The organism is Pseudomonas sp. GZD-209 (assembly GCF_049310485.1).
GTDB lineage: Bacteria > Pseudomonadota > Gammaproteobacteria > Pseudomonadales > Pseudomonadaceae > Aquipseudomonas > Aquipseudomonas sichuanensis.
This window is the reverse complement of sequence record NZ_JBMOWQ010000174.1, coordinates 41289-61934: the sequence shown is the minus strand read 5'-3', so window position 1 is coordinate 61934 and position 20646 is coordinate 41289. Positions and strand designations below refer to the sequence as shown.

General features: G+C 67.4%; 7 protein-coding genes. 2 read left to right on the top strand and 5 right to left on the bottom strand.

What is annotated here, in order from left to right; genetic code table 11:
* Positions 1 to 11646 (top strand): amino acid adenylation domain-containing protein (locus tag ACO6VM_RS19515; protein WP_422403686.1); only part of this gene is annotated, 11646 nt, incomplete at its 5' end.
* A gap of 95 nt (positions 11647 to 11741) precedes the next feature.
* Positions 11742 to 12698, top strand: coding sequence for an alpha/beta hydrolase (locus tag ACO6VM_RS19510; RefSeq protein WP_401060854.1), 957 nt, complete (start codon positions 11742 to 11744; stop codon positions 12696 to 12698).
* A gap of 60 nt (positions 12699 to 12758) precedes the next feature.
* On the opposite strand, the gene ACO6VM_RS19505 is transcribed toward ACO6VM_RS19510, so the two are convergent.
* The 5 genes from ACO6VM_RS19505 to ACO6VM_RS19485 form a co-directional block, all read right to left on the bottom strand.
* Positions 12759 to 15269: a TonB-dependent siderophore receptor gene (locus ACO6VM_RS19505; RefSeq protein WP_401060855.1), complete on the bottom strand. Its 2511-nt coding sequence runs from the start codon at positions 15267 to 15269 to the stop codon at positions 12759 to 12761.
* 105 nt (positions 15270 to 15374) lie between these two features.
* Entirely contained in the window at positions 15375 to 17024 is a 1650-nt protein-coding gene (locus tag ACO6VM_RS19500; RefSeq protein ID WP_422403685.1) for a cyclic peptide export ABC transporter, read from the bottom strand.
* Between the two features lie 16 nt (positions 17025 to 17040).
* Positions 17041 to 18375 (bottom strand): lysine N(6)-hydroxylase/L-ornithine N(5)-oxygenase family protein, encoded by a 1335-nt coding sequence (locus ACO6VM_RS19495; RefSeq protein ID WP_422403684.1) that lies wholly within the window; start codon positions 18373 to 18375, stop codon positions 17041 to 17043.
* A 116-nt stretch (positions 18376 to 18491) separates the two neighbouring features.
* On the bottom strand, positions 18492 to 19352 hold the full coding sequence (locus ACO6VM_RS19490) for a formylglycine-generating enzyme family protein (RefSeq protein ID WP_422403683.1): 861 nt from the start codon (positions 19350 to 19352) through the stop codon (positions 18492 to 18494).
* Between the two features lie 13 nt (positions 19353 to 19365).
* Entirely contained in the window at positions 19366 to 20637 is a 1272-nt protein-coding gene (locus tag ACO6VM_RS19485; RefSeq protein ID WP_401060863.1) for an aminotransferase class V-fold PLP-dependent enzyme, read from the bottom strand.
* Between the last annotated feature and the right edge of the window lie 9 nt (positions 20638 to 20646).

Here is a 20646-nt window from a genome sequence, read left to right as displayed (position 1 = left end):
CACTGGCTGAACCTGCTGCGCGCGATCGTCGCCGACCCGCAGGCGCGCATCGACCAGCTGCCGCTGCTGGGCGACGCCGAGCGGCAACTGCTCTGCCACACCTGGAACACCACCGCCAGCGCCTACGACGGCGAAGGCAGCGTGCACGGCGCCATTCAGGCGCAGGCCGCGCTGCAACCCGATGCCCTGGCACTGATCGACGGCGAACGCCGCTACAGCTACGCCGCGCTCAACGGCTGGGCCAACCGCCTGGCCCGCGAGCTGGTGGCCCAAGGGGTGGGCCCGGAGGTTCGGGTGGGCGTGTGCATGCAGCGCAGCGCCGAGTTGCTGGTGGCGCTGCTGGCGGTGCTCAAGGCCGGCGGCACCTACGTGCCGCTGGATCCGGATTACCCGGCCGAGCGGGTCGCCTACATGCTCGAGGACAGCCAGGCACGGCTGCTGCTGACCCAGGCGCAACTGGCCGAGCAGCTGCCGGCCAGCCAGGCCCGGGTGCTGCAGGTGGCCACCGACGGCGCCGACCTGGCGCACCACGCCAGCAGCGACCTGGCGCCGCGCGCGCTGGCCGACAACCTGGCCTACGTGATCTACACCTCCGGTTCCACCGGCAAGCCCAAGGGCGTGGCGATCGCCCACCGCAACGTGCTGGCGCTCAGCCACTGGAGCCGCCAGGTGTACAGCCAGGCCGATATCCAGGGCGTACTGGCGAGCACCTCGGTGTGCTTCGACCTGTCGGTGTGGGAGCTGTTCGTCACCCTCGGCAACGGTGGCTCGCTGGTGATGGCGCGCAATGCGCTGGAGCTGCCGGAGCTGGCGGCCCGCGACGAGGTGCGGCTGATCAACAGCGTGCCGTCGGCGGTGCTGGCGTTGCAGCGCGACGGGCAGATCCCGGCGGGCGTGCGCATCGTCAACATGGCCGGCGAGCCGCTCAAGCAAGGGCTGGTGGATGCGCTGTACGCGCAGGGCACGGTCGAGCACGTGTACGACCTGTACGGCCCGTCGGAAGACACCACCTATTCCACCTGGACCCGGCGCACGGCCGGCGGCACGGCCAACATCGGCCGGCCGCTGCACAACACCCGCGCCTACATCCTCGACGGCCAGCTGCAGCCGGTGCCCCAGGGCGCGGCGGGTGAGCTGTACCTGGCCGGCGACGGCATCACCCGCGGCTATCTGCTGCGCCCGGGGCTGAGCGCCGAGCGCTTCGTGCCTGACCCGTTCGGCGCCGCTGGCGAGCGCTTGTACCGCACCGGTGACCTGACCCGTTACCGCGCCGACGGGGTGATCGAATACGTTGGTCGCATCGACCACCAGGTGAAGATCCGCGGTTTCCGCATCGAGCTGGGCGAGATCGAGGCGCGCCTGCTGCAACAACCCGAAGTGCGCGAAGGCGTGCTGCTGGCGCTGGAGGGTGCCAACGGCCAGCAACTGGTGGGCTACGTGGTGGCCCAGGGGCCGGTCGCGGACGCGGCTGCGCTGCGCGAGACCCTGCGCAGCCGGCTCAAGGCGGTGCTGCCGGAGTACATGGTGCCGGCGCAGCTGGTGTTCCTCGACGCCTTGCCGCTGACCCCCAACGGCAAGCTCGACCGCAAGGCGCTGCCGGCGCCGCAGGCGAGCCTGGCGCAGGCCTACGTGGCCCCGCGCAGCGCGCTGGAGCAGCGCCTGGCGGCGATCTGGCAGGAGGTGCTCAAGCGCGAGCAGGTCGGCTTGACCGACAACTTCTTCGAGCTGGGCGGCGACTCGATCGTGTCGATGCAGGTGGTCAGCCGTGCCCGCCAGGCGGGGATTCGCTTCACGCCCAAGGAGCTGTTCCAGCACCAGACCGTGCAAGGCTTGGCCGGGGTGGCCAGGCTGGAGGAGGGCGCTGCGCAGATCGATCAGGGCCCGGTCGAAGGTGAACTGACCTTGCTGCCGATCCACCAGCATTTCTTCGCCACCGCGATCCCCGAGCGTCACCACTGGAACCAGTCGGTGCTGCTCAAACCGTTGCAAGCGCTGGACGGTGCACGCCTGGAGCAGGCGCTGCAGCGCCTGGTGGAGCACCATGACGCACTGCGCCTGCGCTTTGTCGAAGCGGCCGGCCAGTGGCAGGCAAGTTTCGCCGCGGTGCAGGCGCACACGCCGCTGCTGTGGCAGGAGTCTGTTGCCGACCTGGACGGCTTGCAGGCCCTTGGCGAGCGCGCCCAGGCCAGCCTCGACCTGGGCAACGGCCCGCTGCTGCGCGCGGTGCTGGCCAGCTTGCCAGGCGGCGAGCAGCGCCTGTTGCTGGTGATCCACCACCTGGCGGTGGATGGCGTGTCCTGGCGGATCCTCTTCGAAGACCTGCAATTGGCCTACAACGGCCAGGCCCTGCCGGCCAAGACCAGTTCGCTGCAAGCCTGGGCCAGCCGTCTGCAGGCGCATGCCAATGGCCCTGCGCTGCAGGACCAGGCCAACTACTGGTTGGCCGCCGGGGCCCAGGGCGCCGAGCTGCCGCGTGACCATCGGGTGGACCAGGCGCTCAACCGCGACGCCAGCAGTGTCAGCAGCCACTTCGACAAGGCCCTGACCCGGCAGCTGTTGCAACAGGCCCCGGCGGCATACCGCACCCAGGTCAACGACCTGCTGCTGGCCGCGTTGGCCCAGGTGATCAGCGGCTGGACCGGCGACAGCGCGGTGCGTATCCAGCTCGAAGGCCATGGCCGTGAAGACCTGTTCGACGACATTGACCTGACCCGCACGGTGGGCTGGTTCACCAGCCTCTACCCGGTCAGCCTGACCCCGGCCAATGGTGCCGAGGCGACCATCAAGGCGATCAAGGAGCAATTGCGCGCAGTCCCGGACAAAGGCCTGGGCCATGGCTTGCTGCGCCACCTGGGTGCGCCTGGGCTGCGCGAGCAGTTGGCGGCACAGCCTGCAGCCCGCATCACCTTCAACTACCTGGGGCAGTTCGATGGCAGCTTCGACCAGCCCGAGGCGCTGTTGCGCCCGGCCGGCGAGGCTGCGGGCCTGGACCAGAGCGGCGACGCGCCGCTGGGCAACTGGCTGATGGTCGATGGCCGGGTCTACGATGGCGAACTGAGCCTGAGTTGGACCTTCAGCCGGGCGATGTTCGAACCAGCTACCATCGAGCGTCTGGCCAAGGCCTACGAGGCGGCGCTGGCGGCGCTGGTGGGCCATTGCCTGGCCGAGGACGCGCACGGCTTCACGCCTTCCGACTTCCCCCTGGCAACCCTTGACCAGGCCCAGCTGGACAGCCTGGGCCTGCCTGCGGCACAGGTCGAGGACCTCTACCCACTGTCGCCGATGCAGCAGGGCATGTTGTTCCACACCCTGTACGAGCAGCGTGCCAGTGAATACGTCAACCAGATGCGCCTGGACGTCGATGGGCTCGAGCCCGAGCGCTTCGCCCAGGCCTGGCAGGCGGCCATTGACGCCCATGACATCCTGCGCAGCGGGTTTGTCTGGCAGGGCGGTGTGGCGCAGCCACTGCAAGTGGTGTACCGCCAGGCGCAACTGCCGTTCCAGGTGCTGGACTGGCGCGAGCATGCCGAGCGCGATGCCGCGCTGCAGGCGCTGGTGGCCGAGGAGATGGCCCAGTGCACCGAGCTTGGCCGTGCCCCGCTACTGCGCATCGCCCTGGTACGCCTGAGCGAGACCGCCTACCACCTGGTCTATACCCACCATCACCTGCTGCTCGACGGCTGGAGCAACTCGCAGTTGCTCGGCGAGGTGCTGCAGCGCTACAACGGCCAGTTGCCGAGCCTGGCCAGTGGGCGCTTCCGTGACTACATCGCCTGGCTGCAAGGGCGCGATGCTGCTGCCTGCGAGCGTTTCTGGCGCGAGCAGTTGACCGCGCTGCAGGCCCCGACCCTGCTCGCAGCCGCCTTGCCCGCGCCAGCCGAGGCCGAGGCTGGGCTTGCGCATCTGCACAGCAGCTTGACGCGCAGCCACACGGCGGCCCTGGGCGAGTTCGCCCGGCAGCAGAAGATCACCGTCAACACCCTGGTGCAGGCGGCCTGGCTGCTGCTGTTGCAACGCTATACCGGCCAGCCCACGGTGTGCTTCGGCGCCACCGTGGCCGGCCGTCCCGCCGAACTGAAGGATGTCGAGCAGCAGATCGGCCTGTTCATCAACACTTTGCCGGTAGTGGCTGGCCCGCTGCCCGAGCAGTGCATCGGCGACTGGCTGCAGGCGCTGCAGGCGCAGAACCTGGCGCTGCGTGAGCAGGAGCATACGCCGCTGGCGGATATTCAGGGTTGGGCCGGGCAGCGTGGCGAAGCCCTGTTCGACACCTTGCTGGTGTTCGAGAACTACCCGGTGGCAGAGGCGCTGCAGGAGGCGTCGCCGCAGGACCTGCGCTTTGGCGCCATCGCCCACCATGAGCAGACCAACTACCCGCTGACCCTGGCGGTCAACCTGGGCGAGCGCATGGACCTGCACTTCAGCTACGACGGTGAGCGCTTCGATGCCGCACAACTGCGCCAGCTCGACAGTCACCTGCAGTTGCTGTTGCTGGCCCTGGCCGACAACCCGCGACGTTGTCTGGGCCAGTTGAACCTGGTGCAAGGCGAGCAGCAGCACCAACTGGCGCGCTGGAACGCCAGCGGCCGGGTGTTCGCCGCCGCGCAACCGGTGCACCAGCTGGTGCGGGACCAGGCGCTGCGCAGCCCGGACGCCGTGGCGGTGCGGGCCGGCAACGAGCAGTTGAGCTACGCCCAGCTCGACGCCCAGGCCAACCGCCTGGCCCATCGCCTGCTGGCCGCAGGCCTGGGCCGCGACCAACTGGTCGGCGTGGCGGCCGAGCGCAGCCTGGAGATGGTGGTCGGCTTGCTGGCCGTGCTCAAGGCGGGTGCCGCCTATGTGCCGCTGGACCCGGCCTACCCGCGTGAGCGGCTGGCCTACATGATCGAGGACAGCGGCATCGAACTGCTGCTGACCCAGGCATCGCTGCGTGAGCGCCTGCCGGCGCTGGACGGCCTGCAGGTGCTGGAACTCGGCGCGGATTGCGTCGATCAGCCGGCCCGCGACCCGCAGGTGGCGGTGCACGAGGACAACCTGGCGTATGTCATCTACACCTCCGGCTCGACCGGCCAGCCCAAGGGTGTCGCGCTGCGCCATGGCGCGCTGACCAACCACATGCTGTGGATGCGCGAGCAACTGGCGCTGCAGGCCGACGACCGGGTGCTGCAGAAGACCGCCTTCAGCTTCGATGCTTCGGTGTGGGAGTTCTGGGCGCCCCTGATCGATGGCGCGCAGCTGGTGATGGCTGCGCCGTCGCTCAACGACGACTTGACCGCGCTGTGGGCGATGGTCGCCGAACAGCAGATCAGTGTGCTGCAGATGGCCCCGTCGCTGCTGCAGGCGTTGCTGCCACACGCCGATGCCGGGCAACTGGCCGGCCTGCGTCAGCTGTACATGGGTGGCGAGGCATTGCCGGCGACCCTGGTCAGCCAACTGCGGGCCTGCTGGCAGGGCCGCCTGTGCAACCTCTACGGGCCGACCGAGGCGACCATCGACAGCAGCTTCCTGCTGCTGGGTGACGGCCCTGACGGTGCGGTGACGCCGATTGGCCGGCCGCTGGCCAACGTGCAGCTGTGGCTGCTGGATGCCTGGCTGCACCCTGTGGCGCCGGGCGTGACGGGCGAACTGATGATTGCCGGCGATTCCCTGGCCCGTGGCTACCACGGGCGCCCTGGACTGACCGCCGAGCGCTTCCTGCCCAACCCGTTCGGTGCGCCGGGCAGTCGCCTGTACCGTAGCGGCGACCTGGCGCACCAGCGTGGCGACGGGGTGGTCGAGTACGCCGGGCGTATCGACCATCAGGTGAAGATCCGCGGCCTGCGCATCGAACTGGGCGAGATCGAGGCCTGCCTGGCGCGCCATGCCCAGGTGCGCGAGGCGGTGGTGCTGGCGCAAACGCTGGAACAGGGCCAGCAACTGGTGGCCTATGTAGTGGCCCAGCCGGGCAGCGAAGCGCAGGCATTGCGCGAGACATTGCGGGCCGAGCTGCTGGCGCAGCTGCCGGGGTACATGGTCCCTGGCCATATCCTGTTGCTCGATGGCTTGCCATTGACCGCCAACGGCAAGCTCGACCGCAAGGCCCTGCCGTTGCCTGACCGCGAGCAGGCAACCCAGGCCTACCAGGCGCCGGTGAGCGACCTGGAGCAACGCCTGGCGCAACTGTGGCAGGACGTGCTCAAAGTCGAGCGGGTTGGCCTTGCCGACAACTTCTTCGAACTGGGCGGCGATTCTATCGTGTCGATCCAGTTGGTCAGCCGTGCCCGTCAGGCGGGGATTCGTTTCACGCCCAAGCAGCTGTTCCAGCTGCAGACGGTGCAGGCGCTGGCCAGCGTCGCGCAACTGGGTGAGGCGCCGCTGGGCGAGGCCCAGGGCCCTGCCCGTGGGGCGCTGACCCTGTTGCCGGTGCACCAGGTGTTCTTCGACACAGCGGTGCCCGAGCGCCACCACTGGAACCAGTCGGTACTGCTCAAACCGGTGCAGGCCCTGGATGCCGAGCGCCTGCGCCAGGCGCTGGCCACGGTGCTGGCCCACCACGATGCCCTGCGTCTGCGTTTCGCCCAGGGCGAGGGTGGCTGGCAGGCGCACTTTGCCGAGGCGCTCGACACTGAGCTGCTGTGGCAGGTGCAGCTTGCGCCCGGGCAGACCCTGGAGGCGTTCGCCGAGCAGGCGCAACGCAGCCTTGACCTGGGCCACGGCCCGCTGCTGCGCGCGGTACTGGCCCAGTTGGCCGATGGTGAGCAGCGCCTGTTGCTGGTGATCCACCACCTGGCCGTGGATGGCGTGTCGTGGCGGATCCTGTTCGAAGACCTGCAACTGGCCTATCAGGGTCAGGTACTGATGCCGCGCACCAGCTCGATCCAGGCCTGGGCCGAGCGGCTTAAGGCCCATGCCCGCAGCGAACAGGTGCTGGCCGAGCGTGACTACTGGGTGGCCCAGCTCGAGGGCGTGCGTGGCGACCTGCCACGGGACCGTGCCGTGGAGCAAGGTGAGAACCGCCATGCGCTGACCGTGCATGCCGAGCTCGATAGCACCCGCACCCGACAACTGCTGCAGGAAGCCCCGGCGGCCTACCGCACCCAGGTCAACGACCTGTTGCTGGCCGCGCTGGCCCAGGTGGTCAGCCAGTGGACCGGCGAGGCCTCGGTGCTGGTGCAACTGGAGGGGCATGGCCGCGAGGCGCTGTTCGATGACATCGACCTGACCCGTACCGTCGGCTGGTTCACCAACCTGTACCCGGTGAAGCTGAGCCCGGCGGCGCAGCCCGGTGCCAGCATCATGGCGATCAAGGAGCAATTGCGCGCCATCCCGGACAAGGGCCTGGGCCATGGCCTGCTGCGTTTCCTCGGTGAGCCTGCGACCCGTGCCGCGCTGGCGGCGTTGCCGGTGCCACGGATCACCTTCAACTACCTTGGCCAGTTCGATGCCAGCTTCGAGGCCGACAGCACGCTGTTCCTGCCGGTGGCCGAGGCAAAGGGCCAGGAGCAGTCGGACCAGGCGCCGCTGGACAACTGGCTGACCATCAACGGCCAGGTGTATGACGGCGTGCTCAGCCTGGCCTGGAGTTTCAGCGGCGAGATGTTCGACGCCAGCACCATCCAGCGCCTGGCCGATGCCTACGTGACGGCGTTGCAAGGGCTGGTCGAGCATTGCCTGGCGCCAGGCGCGGGTGGCGTCACCGCCAGTGATTTCCCACACAGTGGCCTGGCCGCCAGGCAGCTGCGCCAACTGCCGTTCCCGGCCCGTGAGGTCGAGGACATCTACCCGATGTCGCCGATGCAGCAGGGCATCCTGTTCCACAGCCTGGAAGCCGCCGGCAATAGCCTGTACGTCAACCAGCTCAGCGTGGCGGTGGAGCAGCTCGACGCCGAACGCTTCGTCGGCGCCTGGCAACAGGTGGTCGAGCGCCACGAGATCCTGCGCAGCGCGTTCTGGACCAGCCCTGAACTGAGCCAGCCGTTGCAGGTGGTCAAGCGCCGCGCACCGCTGTCGGTCGAGCAGTTGGACTGGCGTGGCCGCACGGTCGACAGCGCCGCCATCGAGGCACTGGTGCAGGCTGACTGCGCGCGTGGCTTCGACTGGCTGACACCGCCGTTGATGCGCCTGACCCTGGTGCGCCTTGACGACGACCGTCACCACCTGATCTGGACCAGCCACCACATACTGATGGACGGCTGGAGCAGTTCGCGGCTGTTCGGCGAGGTTCTCGAGCTGTATGCCGGCCGCGCGCTGCCGGCCAAGCGCGGACGCTACGGCGACTACATCGCCTGGCTGCAGGCCCAGCCGCAACAGGCGCTGGAGCAGTTCTGGAAGGGGCGCCTGGCGTTGTGCGAAGGGCCGACCAGCCTGGCCGACGCGGTGCACCCGAAACCCGCCGCCGAGCTGTTGGGCCACGATGCGCTCTACCTGCAGTGGGATGCGCCGCGCACCGCGTTGCTGCGCGAACGCGCCCAGGCCCTGCGCGTGACTGCCAACACCCTGGTGCAGGCCGCGTGGCTGCTGTTGCTGCAGCGCTACACCGGCCAGCAGGCGGTGTGCTTTGGTGCCACCGTGGCGGGCCGACCGGCGAGCCTGGCCGGGGCGGATGAGATGCTCGGGCTGTTCATCAACACCCTGCCGATCATCCACCAGCCTACGCCGCAGGCCTCGCTCGGCCAGTGGCTGCAGGCGTTGCAGGCACACAACCTGGAGGTGCGTGACCACGAGCATGCTTCGCTGGCGGATATCCAGCGCTGGTCGGGGCAGGGTGGTCAGGCGCTGTTCGACAGCATCCTGGTGTTCGAGAACTACCCGGTCGACGAGCGCCTGCAGCAACCAGATCCGTCGGCGCCGCGCTTTGGCAAGGTGCAGTCGCGGGATGTGACCAACTTCGCCATGGACCTGGCGATCAAGCTGGGCGATACCTTCGAGGTGGAGTTCCTGTACCTGCGCAACCGCTTCACCGCCGAGGCGGTGACGCAGATCCGCGGGCATTTCGAGGCCTTGCTGCAGGCCCTGCTGCAACCGGGCGAGCGGGCCATCGGCGCGCTGGCGCAGGTGGTGCAGGGCGCCGCGCAACCGGCCGTGGCCAAGGCACCGGCACGCCTGCTGCCGCAGTTGATCGGCGAGCAGGCCCAGGCCCAAGCCCAGGCCGTTGCGGTGGTCTGCGGCGAAGCGCAGCTCAGCTATGGCCAGCTCGAGCAGCGTGCCAGCCAGTTGGCGGCACGCCTGGTGCAACTGGGTGCCGGCCCCGAGACCTTTGTCGGCGTGGCCCTGGAGCGCTCGGTGGACAGCGTGGTGGCCCTGTACGCGGTGCACAAGGCCGGCGCTGCCTTCGTGCCGCTGGACATCGGTTACCCGCGTGAGCGGCTGCAATGGATCATGCAGGACTCGGGCATGGGCATCCTGCTCAGCCAGCGTTCGCTGCGTGAGCGCCTGCCGCAGGTCGACGGCGCGCTGCGTCTGGAACTGGAGGACCTCGACCCGCAGGCCCCGCGCTTGGCACAGGCAACGGTGACGGACGCCGACCAGCTGGCCTACCTGATCTATACCTCCGGCTCGACCGGCCTGCCCAAGGGCGTGGCGGTCAGCCACGGCCCGATCGCGCGGCATTGCGAGGCGATCATCCAGCGCTATGGCATGGGCCGCGAGACCCGCGAGCTGCTGTTCATGTCGTTTGCCTTCGACGGTGCCCAGGAGCGCTGGCTTTCGACCCTGGCCGCCGGCGGGCGCCTGGTGCTGCGTGACGAGCGCCTGTGGACGGCGGAAGAAACCTGGAATGCCTTGCACCAGCACGGCATCACCATTGCCTGCTTCCCACCGGCCTACCTGCAACAACTGGCCGAATACGGCGAAGGGCGTGACAACCCACCACCGGTGGACACTTACTGCTTCGGCGGCGACGCGGTGGCCAACAGCAACTTCGAACTGGTCAAGCGCACCCTGCGCCCACGCCAGTTCACCAACGGCTACGGCCCCACCGAAACGGTGGTCACGCCGTTGCTGTGGAATGCCGCCGGCGACGCCAACTGCAATGCGGCGTACGCGCCGATCGGCAGTGGGGTGGGGGCGCGCAGCCTGTACATCCTCGATGCACAGCTGAACCCGGTGCCCGAGGGCGTGGCCGGCGAGCTGTACATCGGTGGCTATGAACTGGCCCGTGGCTACCACCGCCGCCCCGGCTTGACCGCCGAGCGCTTTGTTGCCGATCCGTTCGGCGACGCTGGCGGGCGCCTGTACCGTACCGGTGACCTGGTGCGCCGCCGCGCCGATGGTGTGGTGGATTACCTCGGCCGCCTCGACCATCAGGTGAAGGTGCGTGGCTTCCGCATCGAACTGGGCGAGATCGAAGCGCGCCTGGCAGCGCAGCCGGGCGTACGTGAGTCGCTGGTGATCGCCCGCGACAGTGCGGCCGGCAAACAACTGGTCGGCTACGTGGTGGCCGAGCCACAGGCCGGGCTCGGTGAGCGCCTGCGCGGTGCCTTGGCCCAGGAACTGCCGGACTACATGGTGCCAGCCCTGGTGATGGTGCTCGCGGCCATGCCGCTGAGCCCGAACGGCAAGGTTGACCGCAAGGCGCTGCCTGAGCCGGACTTCCAGGGCCGTGCCTACGTGGCGCCGCGTAATGCCGTCGAGCGGCGCCTGGCGCAGATCTGGCAGGAGGTACTGGAGCTTGAGCAGGTGGGGGTCACCGACAACTTCTTCGAGATCGGTGGTGACTCGCTGCGCATCCTCAAGGTGCTCGGCAAGGTGCGCGGCGAGCCGCAACTGGGCCTGGACCTGAAGCTGCGCGACATCATGGGCAAGCCGACCATCGCCGAGCTGTCTGGCTACCAGGCCGAGCAGGGCAGCCTCGATCCGTTGTTGCTGCTCAATGCGCGGGTGGCGGGGGTGGCGCCGTTGTTCTGCATCCATGCCGGCTTCGGCACGGTGTTCGACTACGAGCCGCTGGCGCGTCGCCTGGACGGGGTGCGCAGTGTCTATGGCCTGCAGAACCGCATGCTGCTGGACCGTGAGTGGATGGACGACAGCCTGCAGGCGATGGCCATCGACTATGCCCAGTACATCCGCCAGAAGCAGGCCGAGGGGCCCTACCATCTGTTGGGCTGGTCGCTTGGCGGTACCCTGGCGGCGCTGGTTGCCCGCGAGCTGCGTGAGCAGGGCCAGCAGGTGGCGCTGCTGGGGCTGGTCGACAGCTTCGTGCCCCAGGCTGGCCAGGTGGCCGATGTGCAGGGTTGGGGCGAGGACCTGCCGGGTTACCTGGCGGTGATCTTCGACTGCGAGGCCCAGGCATTGCCTGCGCTGGATGCCGTGGCCGATGGTGACGTGGTGGCCCTGCAGGGTCTCATCGAAACCCTGCAGGCCCAACGCGGCGCTGCGGGCCATGCGGGCTTCGCTGCCGAGGAGTTGGCGCACACCTTCGTGGTCGCCATGCGCCTGAAAGCGCTGGCGGCGCAACTCGAACAGGTGCCGGCAGTTGATTGCCAGGCCCGCCTGTGGTGGGCCGGTGGCCAGGATGAGGCGTTGACCGGCGCCTTCGAACAGGGCCTGGGCGGCGTCACGCAGACGCAGGTGATCGATGGGGTTTCCCATTACCAGATCATCAAGAGCGAGCCGTTGCTGCAGGCCCTGGCCGGGCAGCTCAGGCTAGCCCAGGACGTCGAAGGCTGAAAGCACAGGCCGGCCCCGCAAGGGGTCGGCCTTTTGCTTTATTGGCAGGCGGCTGGTTCGTCTAATCAGAGTCTTCTTCAGCAAGGATCCATTCGATGCCATTGCATCCCGACTTGGCGGGCTTTCTCGAGCTCGTCGAACTTGGCCGCATGAGCGGCAAGAGCCAGCCCATGCATACGCTGGACGTGGCCCAGGCCCGCCTGGAATTCGAAAACGCCTCGCAGATCCTTGATGCCAGCCCGCCCCAGGCGGTGCAGGTGCAGGCCCTGTCGATCCCGGCGCGTGATGGCCATGCCATCGCCGCGCGGCTGTACTGCCGGCCCGACTGTGCCGATACGCAGCAACCCGTGCTGCTGTACCTGCACGGCGGCGGTTATGTGGTGGGCAGCCTCGACTCCCATGACGTGGTGTGCCGGCGCCTGGCGCTGGCGGGGGATTTCGCGGTGCTGGCCCCGGACTACCGGCTGGCGCCGGAGCACCCGTTCCCGGCGGCGCTGCACGACTGCCTGGATGCGGCCACCTGGCTGGCCGAACAGGGCGCGGCGCTGGGCCTGGACAGCGGCCGGGTGGCGGTGGGCGGCGACAGCGTCGGGGCGACCCTGGCCACGGTGCTGGCGATCACTGCGGCGCACCAGCCCGAGGAGCTGGCGCTGCGGCCACGGGCGCAGTTGCTGTTCTACCCGGTGGCCGAGGCCAGCACCACACGGGCGTCCCATGCCCGCTATGGCGAGGGTTACCTGCTGGAGACCGCGACGCTGGACTGGTTCTACCGGCACTATGCGCCGACCATGGCCGATGACTGGCGGGTTTCCCCGCTGCGCATCGAGCAACTGCGCCCGTTGGCGCCGGCGCTGGTGTCGCTGGCCGAATACGACCCGCTGTTCGACGAGGGCGTGGCCTGGGCCGAGCGCCTGGAGCACAGCGGTACCCAGACCACCTTGCAGGTGCAGGCGGGCTTGACCCATGACTTCCTGCGCATGCATGGCATGGTCTCGGAGGTGGAGGGGATCTACCGGCACCTGGGGCAATGGTTGGACGAGCGGCTCCGATAGCGCTGCGCCGAAAACGAAAAGGCCGCCCGAGGGCGGCCTTTTCGTGTTTGCAGGGTGGGCTCAGTAGGTAGCGCGCACGGTAAGGGTGAAGTTGCGTGGCTCGCCGTAGAAGTTGCCGTTGGCCGAGGTGCCGACGGTCTGGTAGTACTTCTTGTCGAAGATGTTGTTGGCGTTGACGATCGCCGACCAGTTCTTGTCGATCTGGTACTCCGCGCTCGAGTTCCAGATGGCGTAGCCGGCCTGGGCGAACTTGAACTCCTCGGCTTGGCCGTCGTACTGGCCAGTGGCAGGGTTGTACGGGTTGACCATGCCGCTGCGGCTGTTGGTGCTTTGCGCGGTGACGCCCAGGCCCAGCTTCCACTTGTCCAGCTCGCCCGGCAGGCGGTAGGTGCCCCACAGCTTGAACAGGTGTTTGGGGGTGACGGCCGAGTAGATGGCGCGGGTTTCGTCACCGGCCCTGTCGATGGTGTGGTTGTAGGTGTAGCCGGCGAACAGCTCGAGGCCGGTGAGCACCTCGCCGCTGATTTCGGCATCGAAGCCTTCGCTGACCACTTCACCCTGGTTGAGGTAGCAGCAGTTGTTGGCGCCGAATTCCTGCGGGTAACGCGAGTCGAGTACTGCCGCGCCTTCCTGCTCGATGCGGTAGATGGCGAAGCTGGTGTTGATCTTGTCTTCGAACAGCAGGCCTTTGAGGCCGACCTCGTAGTTCTTCGAGGTGGCAGCGTCCAGTGCCTGGTTGGGGTAGCCCACTTGCAGGAACTGTGGCTTGTAGGTCTCGGCGTAGCTGACGTAGGCGGTCCACTGCGGTGTCAGGTCGTAGGTCAGGCCGGCGTACGGGGTGGTCACCCCTTGTTCCTTGAAGCGGCGGTGGTAGGGCGCAGGGTCATCGAGCACGTTGCCGAAGTCGTCGAAGAACACTTCGACGTCGCGGTACTTGTAGGTGGCAACGCGCGCGCCGAGGATCAGCTTGGTCCGGTCGGTCAGCGACAGGCGGGTCATGCCGTAGTAGCCGTACTTCTCGGTGGTGTTGTCGTCGGTCTTGTTCGGTGTGCTGCCCGGGTTGGCGGGCGTGACCGGGTTGAAGATGTCGAGCGGGGTGAAGTTGAGCAGGCCCCAGCGCTGCACGGTGTAACCGTCGGCGTGGGAGTAGTCGGCGCCCACCAGCACATCGTGGCGCAGGCCGAACAGGTCGAAGCCGCCCTTGACGTAGCTGTTGATGCCCTTGCGCTCCAGGCCGGTCTTGGCTGGGTAGTTCAGCCACATGGTGCCGGTTCCGGTGAGCGGGTCGACGGCGCCGTTGGCGAACAGCGAGTTGCCGTTGCGGTCCATGTCCATGTAGGTGAGGTCGGTAGTCCACACCCAGTCTTCGTTGAAGTTGTGGTCGAGCTTCAGGTAGGCCTGCTTGGTCTTTTCGTGCACCGAGCCCCAGGAGGCGAGGTAGGCGGTCTTGCGTGACAGGCCGATGTCATCGCCGTTCTTGTAGCGCGGCAGGCCGCCGAAGTTGGGAATACCTTCGTTCTCCTGGTAGCTGGCGCCGACGGTGAGCAAGGTGTCCGGGCTCAGGTCGAACTCCAGGGAGCCGTAGAACAGGTGCTTCTCCATGTTGGCGCCGTCGTAGAAGAACTGGTTGTTCTGGTACGCCATGCCTGCGCGGCCACGGATATTGCCGCTTTCGGTCAGCGGGCCGGTGACGTCGAGCTCGCTGCGGTAGGTGTCCCAGCTGCCGGCCGAGGCCGAGAACTTGAGCTGGTTGTGGTCCAGGGCGCGCTTGCGCACCAGGTTGATGGTGCCGCCGGGGTTGCCGCTGCCCGAATACAGGCCGTCGACGCCGCGCAGGAACTCGACGTGGTCGTACTGGGCCAGGTCCAGTTGGCTGATCGAGCCGTAGCCGGAGATCGCGGTGTCCATCGGTGCGCCGCCGTCGAACTGGATGTTCGACACGGCAAAGCCGCGGGAGAAGAAGTTGGTGTCGTTGCCCAGCGAGGAGCCGGAGGCGCCGTTCTTCTGCAGGGTGACGCCGGTGGTCTTGTCCAGGGCGTCGGTCAGGGTGGTGAGGTTCTGGTCCTCGATGCGCTGGCGGGTGACCACCGATACCGAATGCGGCACTTCCTTGATCGACTGGGCGATCTTGCTGCCGACGGTGGTGGCGCCCGTGGTGTAGGAACCGGTGTTTTCGGTGGTCTGGCCCAGGGCCGCGGCATTCACCGAGGTGGCGCCCAGGTTGATGGTGCCTTCGCTGGCGTCAGTGGGTACCGAAAAGATGACGGTGCTGCCCTCCAGGGTGTAGCTCACCCCGGTGCCACGGACCATTTCGGCCAGTGCCTGCTCAGGTTCGTAGGTGCCCTTGACCGGCGACGAACGCAGGTTGGCGAGCATGTCGGGGCTGTAGACGAACTGCAGGTTGGTGCGCTTGCTGATGGCCTGCAGGGCGCTGGGCAGTGGCTGGGCGGGAATGTCCAGGGCGATCGGGGCGGCCTGCAACTGGGCGGTGTAACCGATGACCAGTGCTGTGCTGAGGGCCAGGATCGGGCGGAAGGTGGAGCGTTTTTTATGTGCTGGCGAAGGGCTCATGGGACTGCCTGTTGTAATTAAGATGTTGTGCTAATTGCGAATGGTTATGGTTATAAGACGCAGGGCGTAAAAAAACCGGAAAAGAATTCCCGGTTTTTTCCTACATCAGGCGCTGACGCGTTCGCTGACGACCCGCCCGGCCTCCATGCGCACCAATTGGTCGGCGCAATCGAAGTAACGGTCGTCGTGGGAGATCACGATGATGGTCTTGCCCAGGCGTTGCAGGTCAGGCAGCAACTCGGTGTAGAACACCCGGCGGAATGTCGGGTCCTGGTCGGCTGCCCATTCATCGAACACCAGCACCGGGCGCCCCTCGACCCAGGCATTGACCAGTGCCAGGCGTTTGCGCTGGCCGGTCGACAGGTCGGTGGTGCTGAAGCGTCCATCCTCCACGCTGACCTTGTGGGCGATCTCCAGGCGTCGCAGGTACTGGTCGGCCTGGGCCGGCAGGGCCTGGTCGGCCTGGATCACGTCGTCGAACAGGTAGTAGTCGGCGAAGATGGTGGTGAACAACTGGCGATAGTCGTCGCGATTGACATGTTCCACCGGCTGGCCATCGAGGCGGATGACGCCTTGCTGTGGCGCATACAGGCCCAGCAGCAACTTGATCAGGGTGGTCTTGCCACAGCCGTTCTCACCCACGATGAAGACGATCTCGCCCTGTTCGATGCGCAAGTTCACCGGCCCCAGGCAGAACGGAGCCTGCTCGCCGACGGGCGGGAAGGCATAGCGCACATCGACCAGCTCCAGCTGCTCGATGCTGCGCCCGGTCTGCACAGGGGCGTCGAGCACCAGGTGGGGTTCAGGCGAGGAGAAACGCTGCGACAGTTCGGCAATGCGGGCGAAGGCAATGCGCGCCTTGCTGACGAGCGGCAAGGTACCGATCAGGTGCTCCAGCGGCCCTTTCATGTACAGCAGCACCAGCACGAAGCCGCTCATCACGCTCTTGTCGCCGCTCGGCCAGAACGCCTGCAACGCCAGGGCCAGGCCGATCACCACGAAGAACAGCATCGAGCCGAAGGCCTTGGCCACGACGAAGGTGTTGATCGCCTTGACCTGGGTGTTGCAGATGAAATCGGCGGTGCCGACGATGCCCTGGGTGAACATGCGTTTGCGCCGTGGCCGGTGGATGCGCAGTTCCTTGGCCCCCTCGGCGATGGCGCTGTAGTTCTTCTGCAGCTCGTCTTCGGCCTCGCGTGCCGCCTCGAAGCCGCGCAGGCCGCGAGCCTGGGCGATGAACTGGACGCTGCAGCCGATCACGATGGCCGCCAGCATGAGCAGGAACATCGGCCACGACAGCATCGCCAGGTAACCCATGCAGCCCAGGGTCACCGTCAGCGAGATCGCCAGGGGGGCGAAGGCGAATGCGAAATCACTGATGGTGTCGACATCGTGGGTCAGCACCGGGATCAGCCGGTGGGTGCGAAAGCGCTCGATCTGTTCGATCGGCGCCGCCAGTACCTTCTCGCCCAGCTCGCGGCGCAGCTTGGCAATGATGTGCTGGCCGACATGGTTGGTGCCCATGTCCGAGAGGATGCTGCTGACCAGCGCCAGGCAGCACAGCCCGGCGAAGCCCAGCACCAGGCCCTGGCTCAGCCCGCCTTCGGTGTGCAGCCCGTTGTTGATGGTGGCGAGCAGGGCGGTGACGCTCAGGCCACCGACCATGCCCAGCACGATCGACAGCGCGACCACCGGCCAGAAAGGGCGGAGCAGGGCCAGCAGCTCGCGCATGGCCCCGCGCGGTTGATTGCTCATCGAGTGTTCCCTGTGGTCAGGCACGGGTCGCGCGCAGCGCGGCCGGGGCGTTGCTGGCCTGCGAGCCGAGGTGCTGGTACAGCGACTGGCCGATTTCCTGGGCGCGTGCCGGGAGCACCGACAACAGCGTGTCGCTCAGGCCGTGGGAGGCTTCGCAGAAGCCTTGCAGGTAGACGCTGGCGCCGAATTCGGGGCTGGCCAGGGCGCGGTAGTTGCGGTCGACCTCGAAGTCCTTCAGGTGCTGCTGCAGCGGCGCCAGCAGGTCGCGGTGCGAGCGGCGCTCGTAGCCGGTGGCGAGGATCACGGCGTCGTAGCGGTGGGTCTGGCGCACGTCGGTGGCCAGGTCGCGCAGGGTCAGCTCGATGCCTTCGGCGGTGCTGACCACGTCTTCGATGTTGCGGCGGCAGAGCACGCCGTGGCGGTACTGGTGGGCGACCTTCTGGCGGTAGAGGATGCCGTAGATGCGTTCGATCAGGTCGACGTCGACCACCGAGTAGTTGGTGTTGTGGTATTCGTTGACCAACTTGGCGCGCTCGGCGTGGGGCTGGTTGAACACAAGGTCGGTGTACTCGGGGGCGAAGATCTCGTTGACGAACGGGCTATCGTCGGCCGGTTTGAGGGCCGAGGCGCGCAGGATCATGTCGACCTTGACCGACGGGTAGCTGTCATTGAGGTCGATGAAGGCTTCGGCGGCGCTCTGGCCGGAACCGACCACGGCGATGCGCATCGGCTTGCCCTGGTTGCACGGCAGCTGTTGCAGGGCGCTCAGGTACTGGGAGTGGTGGAACACCCGTGGGTCGTCCTTGAAGGCACGGAAGGCCTCGGGAATCTTCGGCGTGCCGCCGCTGCCGACCACCACCGAGCGGGCGCGGCGCTGGTATTCGCGGCCTTGCTGGTCACGGGAGACCAGGCGCAGGTGGTCGACCTTGCCGTCGCGCAGTTCCGGCTCGATGCGCAGCACCTCTTCACCGTACACGGCCTGGGTGGCGAAGTGGTCGGCGGCCCAGCGCAGGTAGTCGTTGTACTCCAGGCGGCAAGGGTAGAAAGTGCCCAGGTTGATGAAGTCGGCCAGGCGCTGCTTCTGGTGCAGGTAGTTGACGAAGCTGTAGGGGCTGGTGGGGTTGCGCAGCGAGACCAGGTCCTTGAGGAAGGAGATCTGCAGTTCGCTCTGGGTGGCCAGGGTGTTGCCGTGCCAGCGATAGTCGCTCTGCTTGTCGATGAACAGGGCGTCGAGGGCGTGGCCGTTGGTCTCTGCGAGCTCTTCCAGGGCGATGGCCAGGGCCAGGTTGGAAGGGCCGAAGCCGACGCCGATAAGGTCGTGGATGTGTTCGGAGGAGTTGGTCTGGCTCATGGTTGCGGTTCCTTGGATGGTCGAGAGGGGGCGCCTGCAAATGGCGCCCCGTGTCCTGCGCAAGTACACCGATAGGAACGAGCCGGGGAGGGGAGAATTTACCGCCGTCGGGCGTCTCAGAGCTCCCTGGCGAGCCGCACGCCGATCCAGTCGCCGCGGTTGTCGGGCTCGGCGTTGTTGCGGTTGCCCGAGCGCGAGAAGATCGGTGCCTCGCCCCAGTCGTTGCCGCGGATGCTGACCAGTTCGCAGCTCGCCTCTTGCCATGCGCTGCCATCGGCCGGGGCGCCCTTGTAGTCGTCGTGGTAGCAGTCGGCGACCCACTCGTAGACGTTGCCGTGCATGTCGTACACGCCGAAGGCGTTGGCCGGGAAGCTGCCCACCGGCGCGGTGAAGCTGAAGCCGTCCTTGGGGCCGTAGACGTTGGCGTTCTTGCTGATTTCGAAGTTGGCATCCGCTTCGAACGGGAACATCCCGGTGCTGCCGCCGCGTGCGGCATATTCGCGTTGGGCTTCGCTGACCAGGCTGTAGCGCTGGCCGGTCTTCTTCGACAGCCACGCCGCGTATCGCCCGGCGTCGTGGTAGCTCATGCACACCGCTGGCTGGCGCGGGCCCTGCTTGTAGCTGGGCTTGCTGTTGCTGCAGTGGCGGCCGGGGCGCTCGTCACCGTCGGCGATGACCACGCCGGCCTCTTTCTGGTAGGCCGCCCATTCCTCGGCGGTGATCTGGTAGCGGCTGATGGCGAACGGCTTGGCGAAGGTCACCGGGTGCTGCGGGCTTTCGTCGTCCTGGCGGCCCATCTCGTCGGCCGGGGTGCCCATGGTGAAGGTGCCGGCGGGCAGCACGACCATTTCCGGGCAGGTCTTCTTGCAGTCACGGAACACCGTGCCGGGGGTGTCGGCGGGTTTGGCGGCCAGGGCCGGCAGGCTGCAGGCGGCCAGCACGGCGGCCAGGGTCAGGCGATGCAGGGAAGCGCTCATGGGTATGCCTTGTTCAGAGTTGCTGGGTTATCAGGGCCATGGCCCGGTCGATCTGCTGCTCGTCGTTGAGCAGGCTGGGCGCCAGGCGGATGACCGGGCCAACGTCGCGGTACACGGCGTCGCACATCACCTTGTTGGCGTTGAGGTGGGCGGCTACGGCATCGGCGTCGCGGTCCTTGATGCGGAAGAAAGTGAACCCGGCGGAGAACTGTTCGCTGCGCGGGGTCACCAGCTGGATCTGGCGGTGCTCGGCCAGGCGTTGCTTGAGCAGGCTGTTGAGCTGGTGGATGCGCTGCTGCACATCGGCCTTGCCCAGTTGCAGGTGCAGCTTGAAGGCTTCGCCGACAGCCCAGCGGTGCTCGAAGGCGTGGTAGCCACCCGGGGTCATGATGGTGGCGAAGTCTTCGTCGCGGGAGAAGGTGGCGACGCTTGGGGTAAGGTGCTGCATGCCGGTGGAGGCGGCGCAGATGATCCCGGTGCCGCGCGGGCCGAACATCCATTTGTGGGTGCCGGCGATGAAGTAGTCGCAGTTGAAGTCGGCGAAGCGTGCGTTCTCCACGCCGAAGCCGTGCACGCCGTCGACCACGTAGATGATCCGCTCGGCCTCGCTGCGGTTGCGGTTGTGCCGGCGCACCAGTTCGCCGATCTCGCCCACCGGCAGCTTGACGCCACTGCCCGAATGCACCCAGGTCATGCCCAGCACCCGGGTGTTGGGCTTGATGGCCTTGTCGAGGGTGCTCAGCACCTGGTCGGTGGACACTGTCCAGGGGTCGTCGAACAGGCGGATCGTGCGCACCGCGGTGCCTTGGCGCTGGCTGCGAAACTCCAGGGCCTTTTGCGCCGAGTAGTGTTCGTGCTCGGTGATCAGGATCTCCTGGTTGGCGCCGACCTTGAGGCCGCCGTAAATCATCGCCAAGCCTTCGGTGGTGCTGCCGGTGAGGGCGATCTGCCGGGGGCCGACTTCCAGGTAGCGCCCGGCCCACTCGCGCACTTCGTCCTCGCGTTGCCATTCGTACTGGCTTTCCCAGTCCATCAGCGCGGCGGGGTTGCGGTCGAGATCGGCGCGGTGGCGGTCGATCGCCTGCTGCACCGGGCGTGGGTGGGCGGTGACCAGGAAGTTGGCGAAGTGCGCCACGTCCGGGGCCAGCGGGAACAGCGTGCGCAGGTTGCGCCACTTGTCAGTGCCGGCCAGTGGTGTGTCGCCGGCCGCCAGGGCCTCGGGCAGCAGGGGCAGGCTGGCGGCCAGCAGGCCGGCGTGTTTGAGGAAGGTGCGGCGGTTGCTCATGAAAGGGGG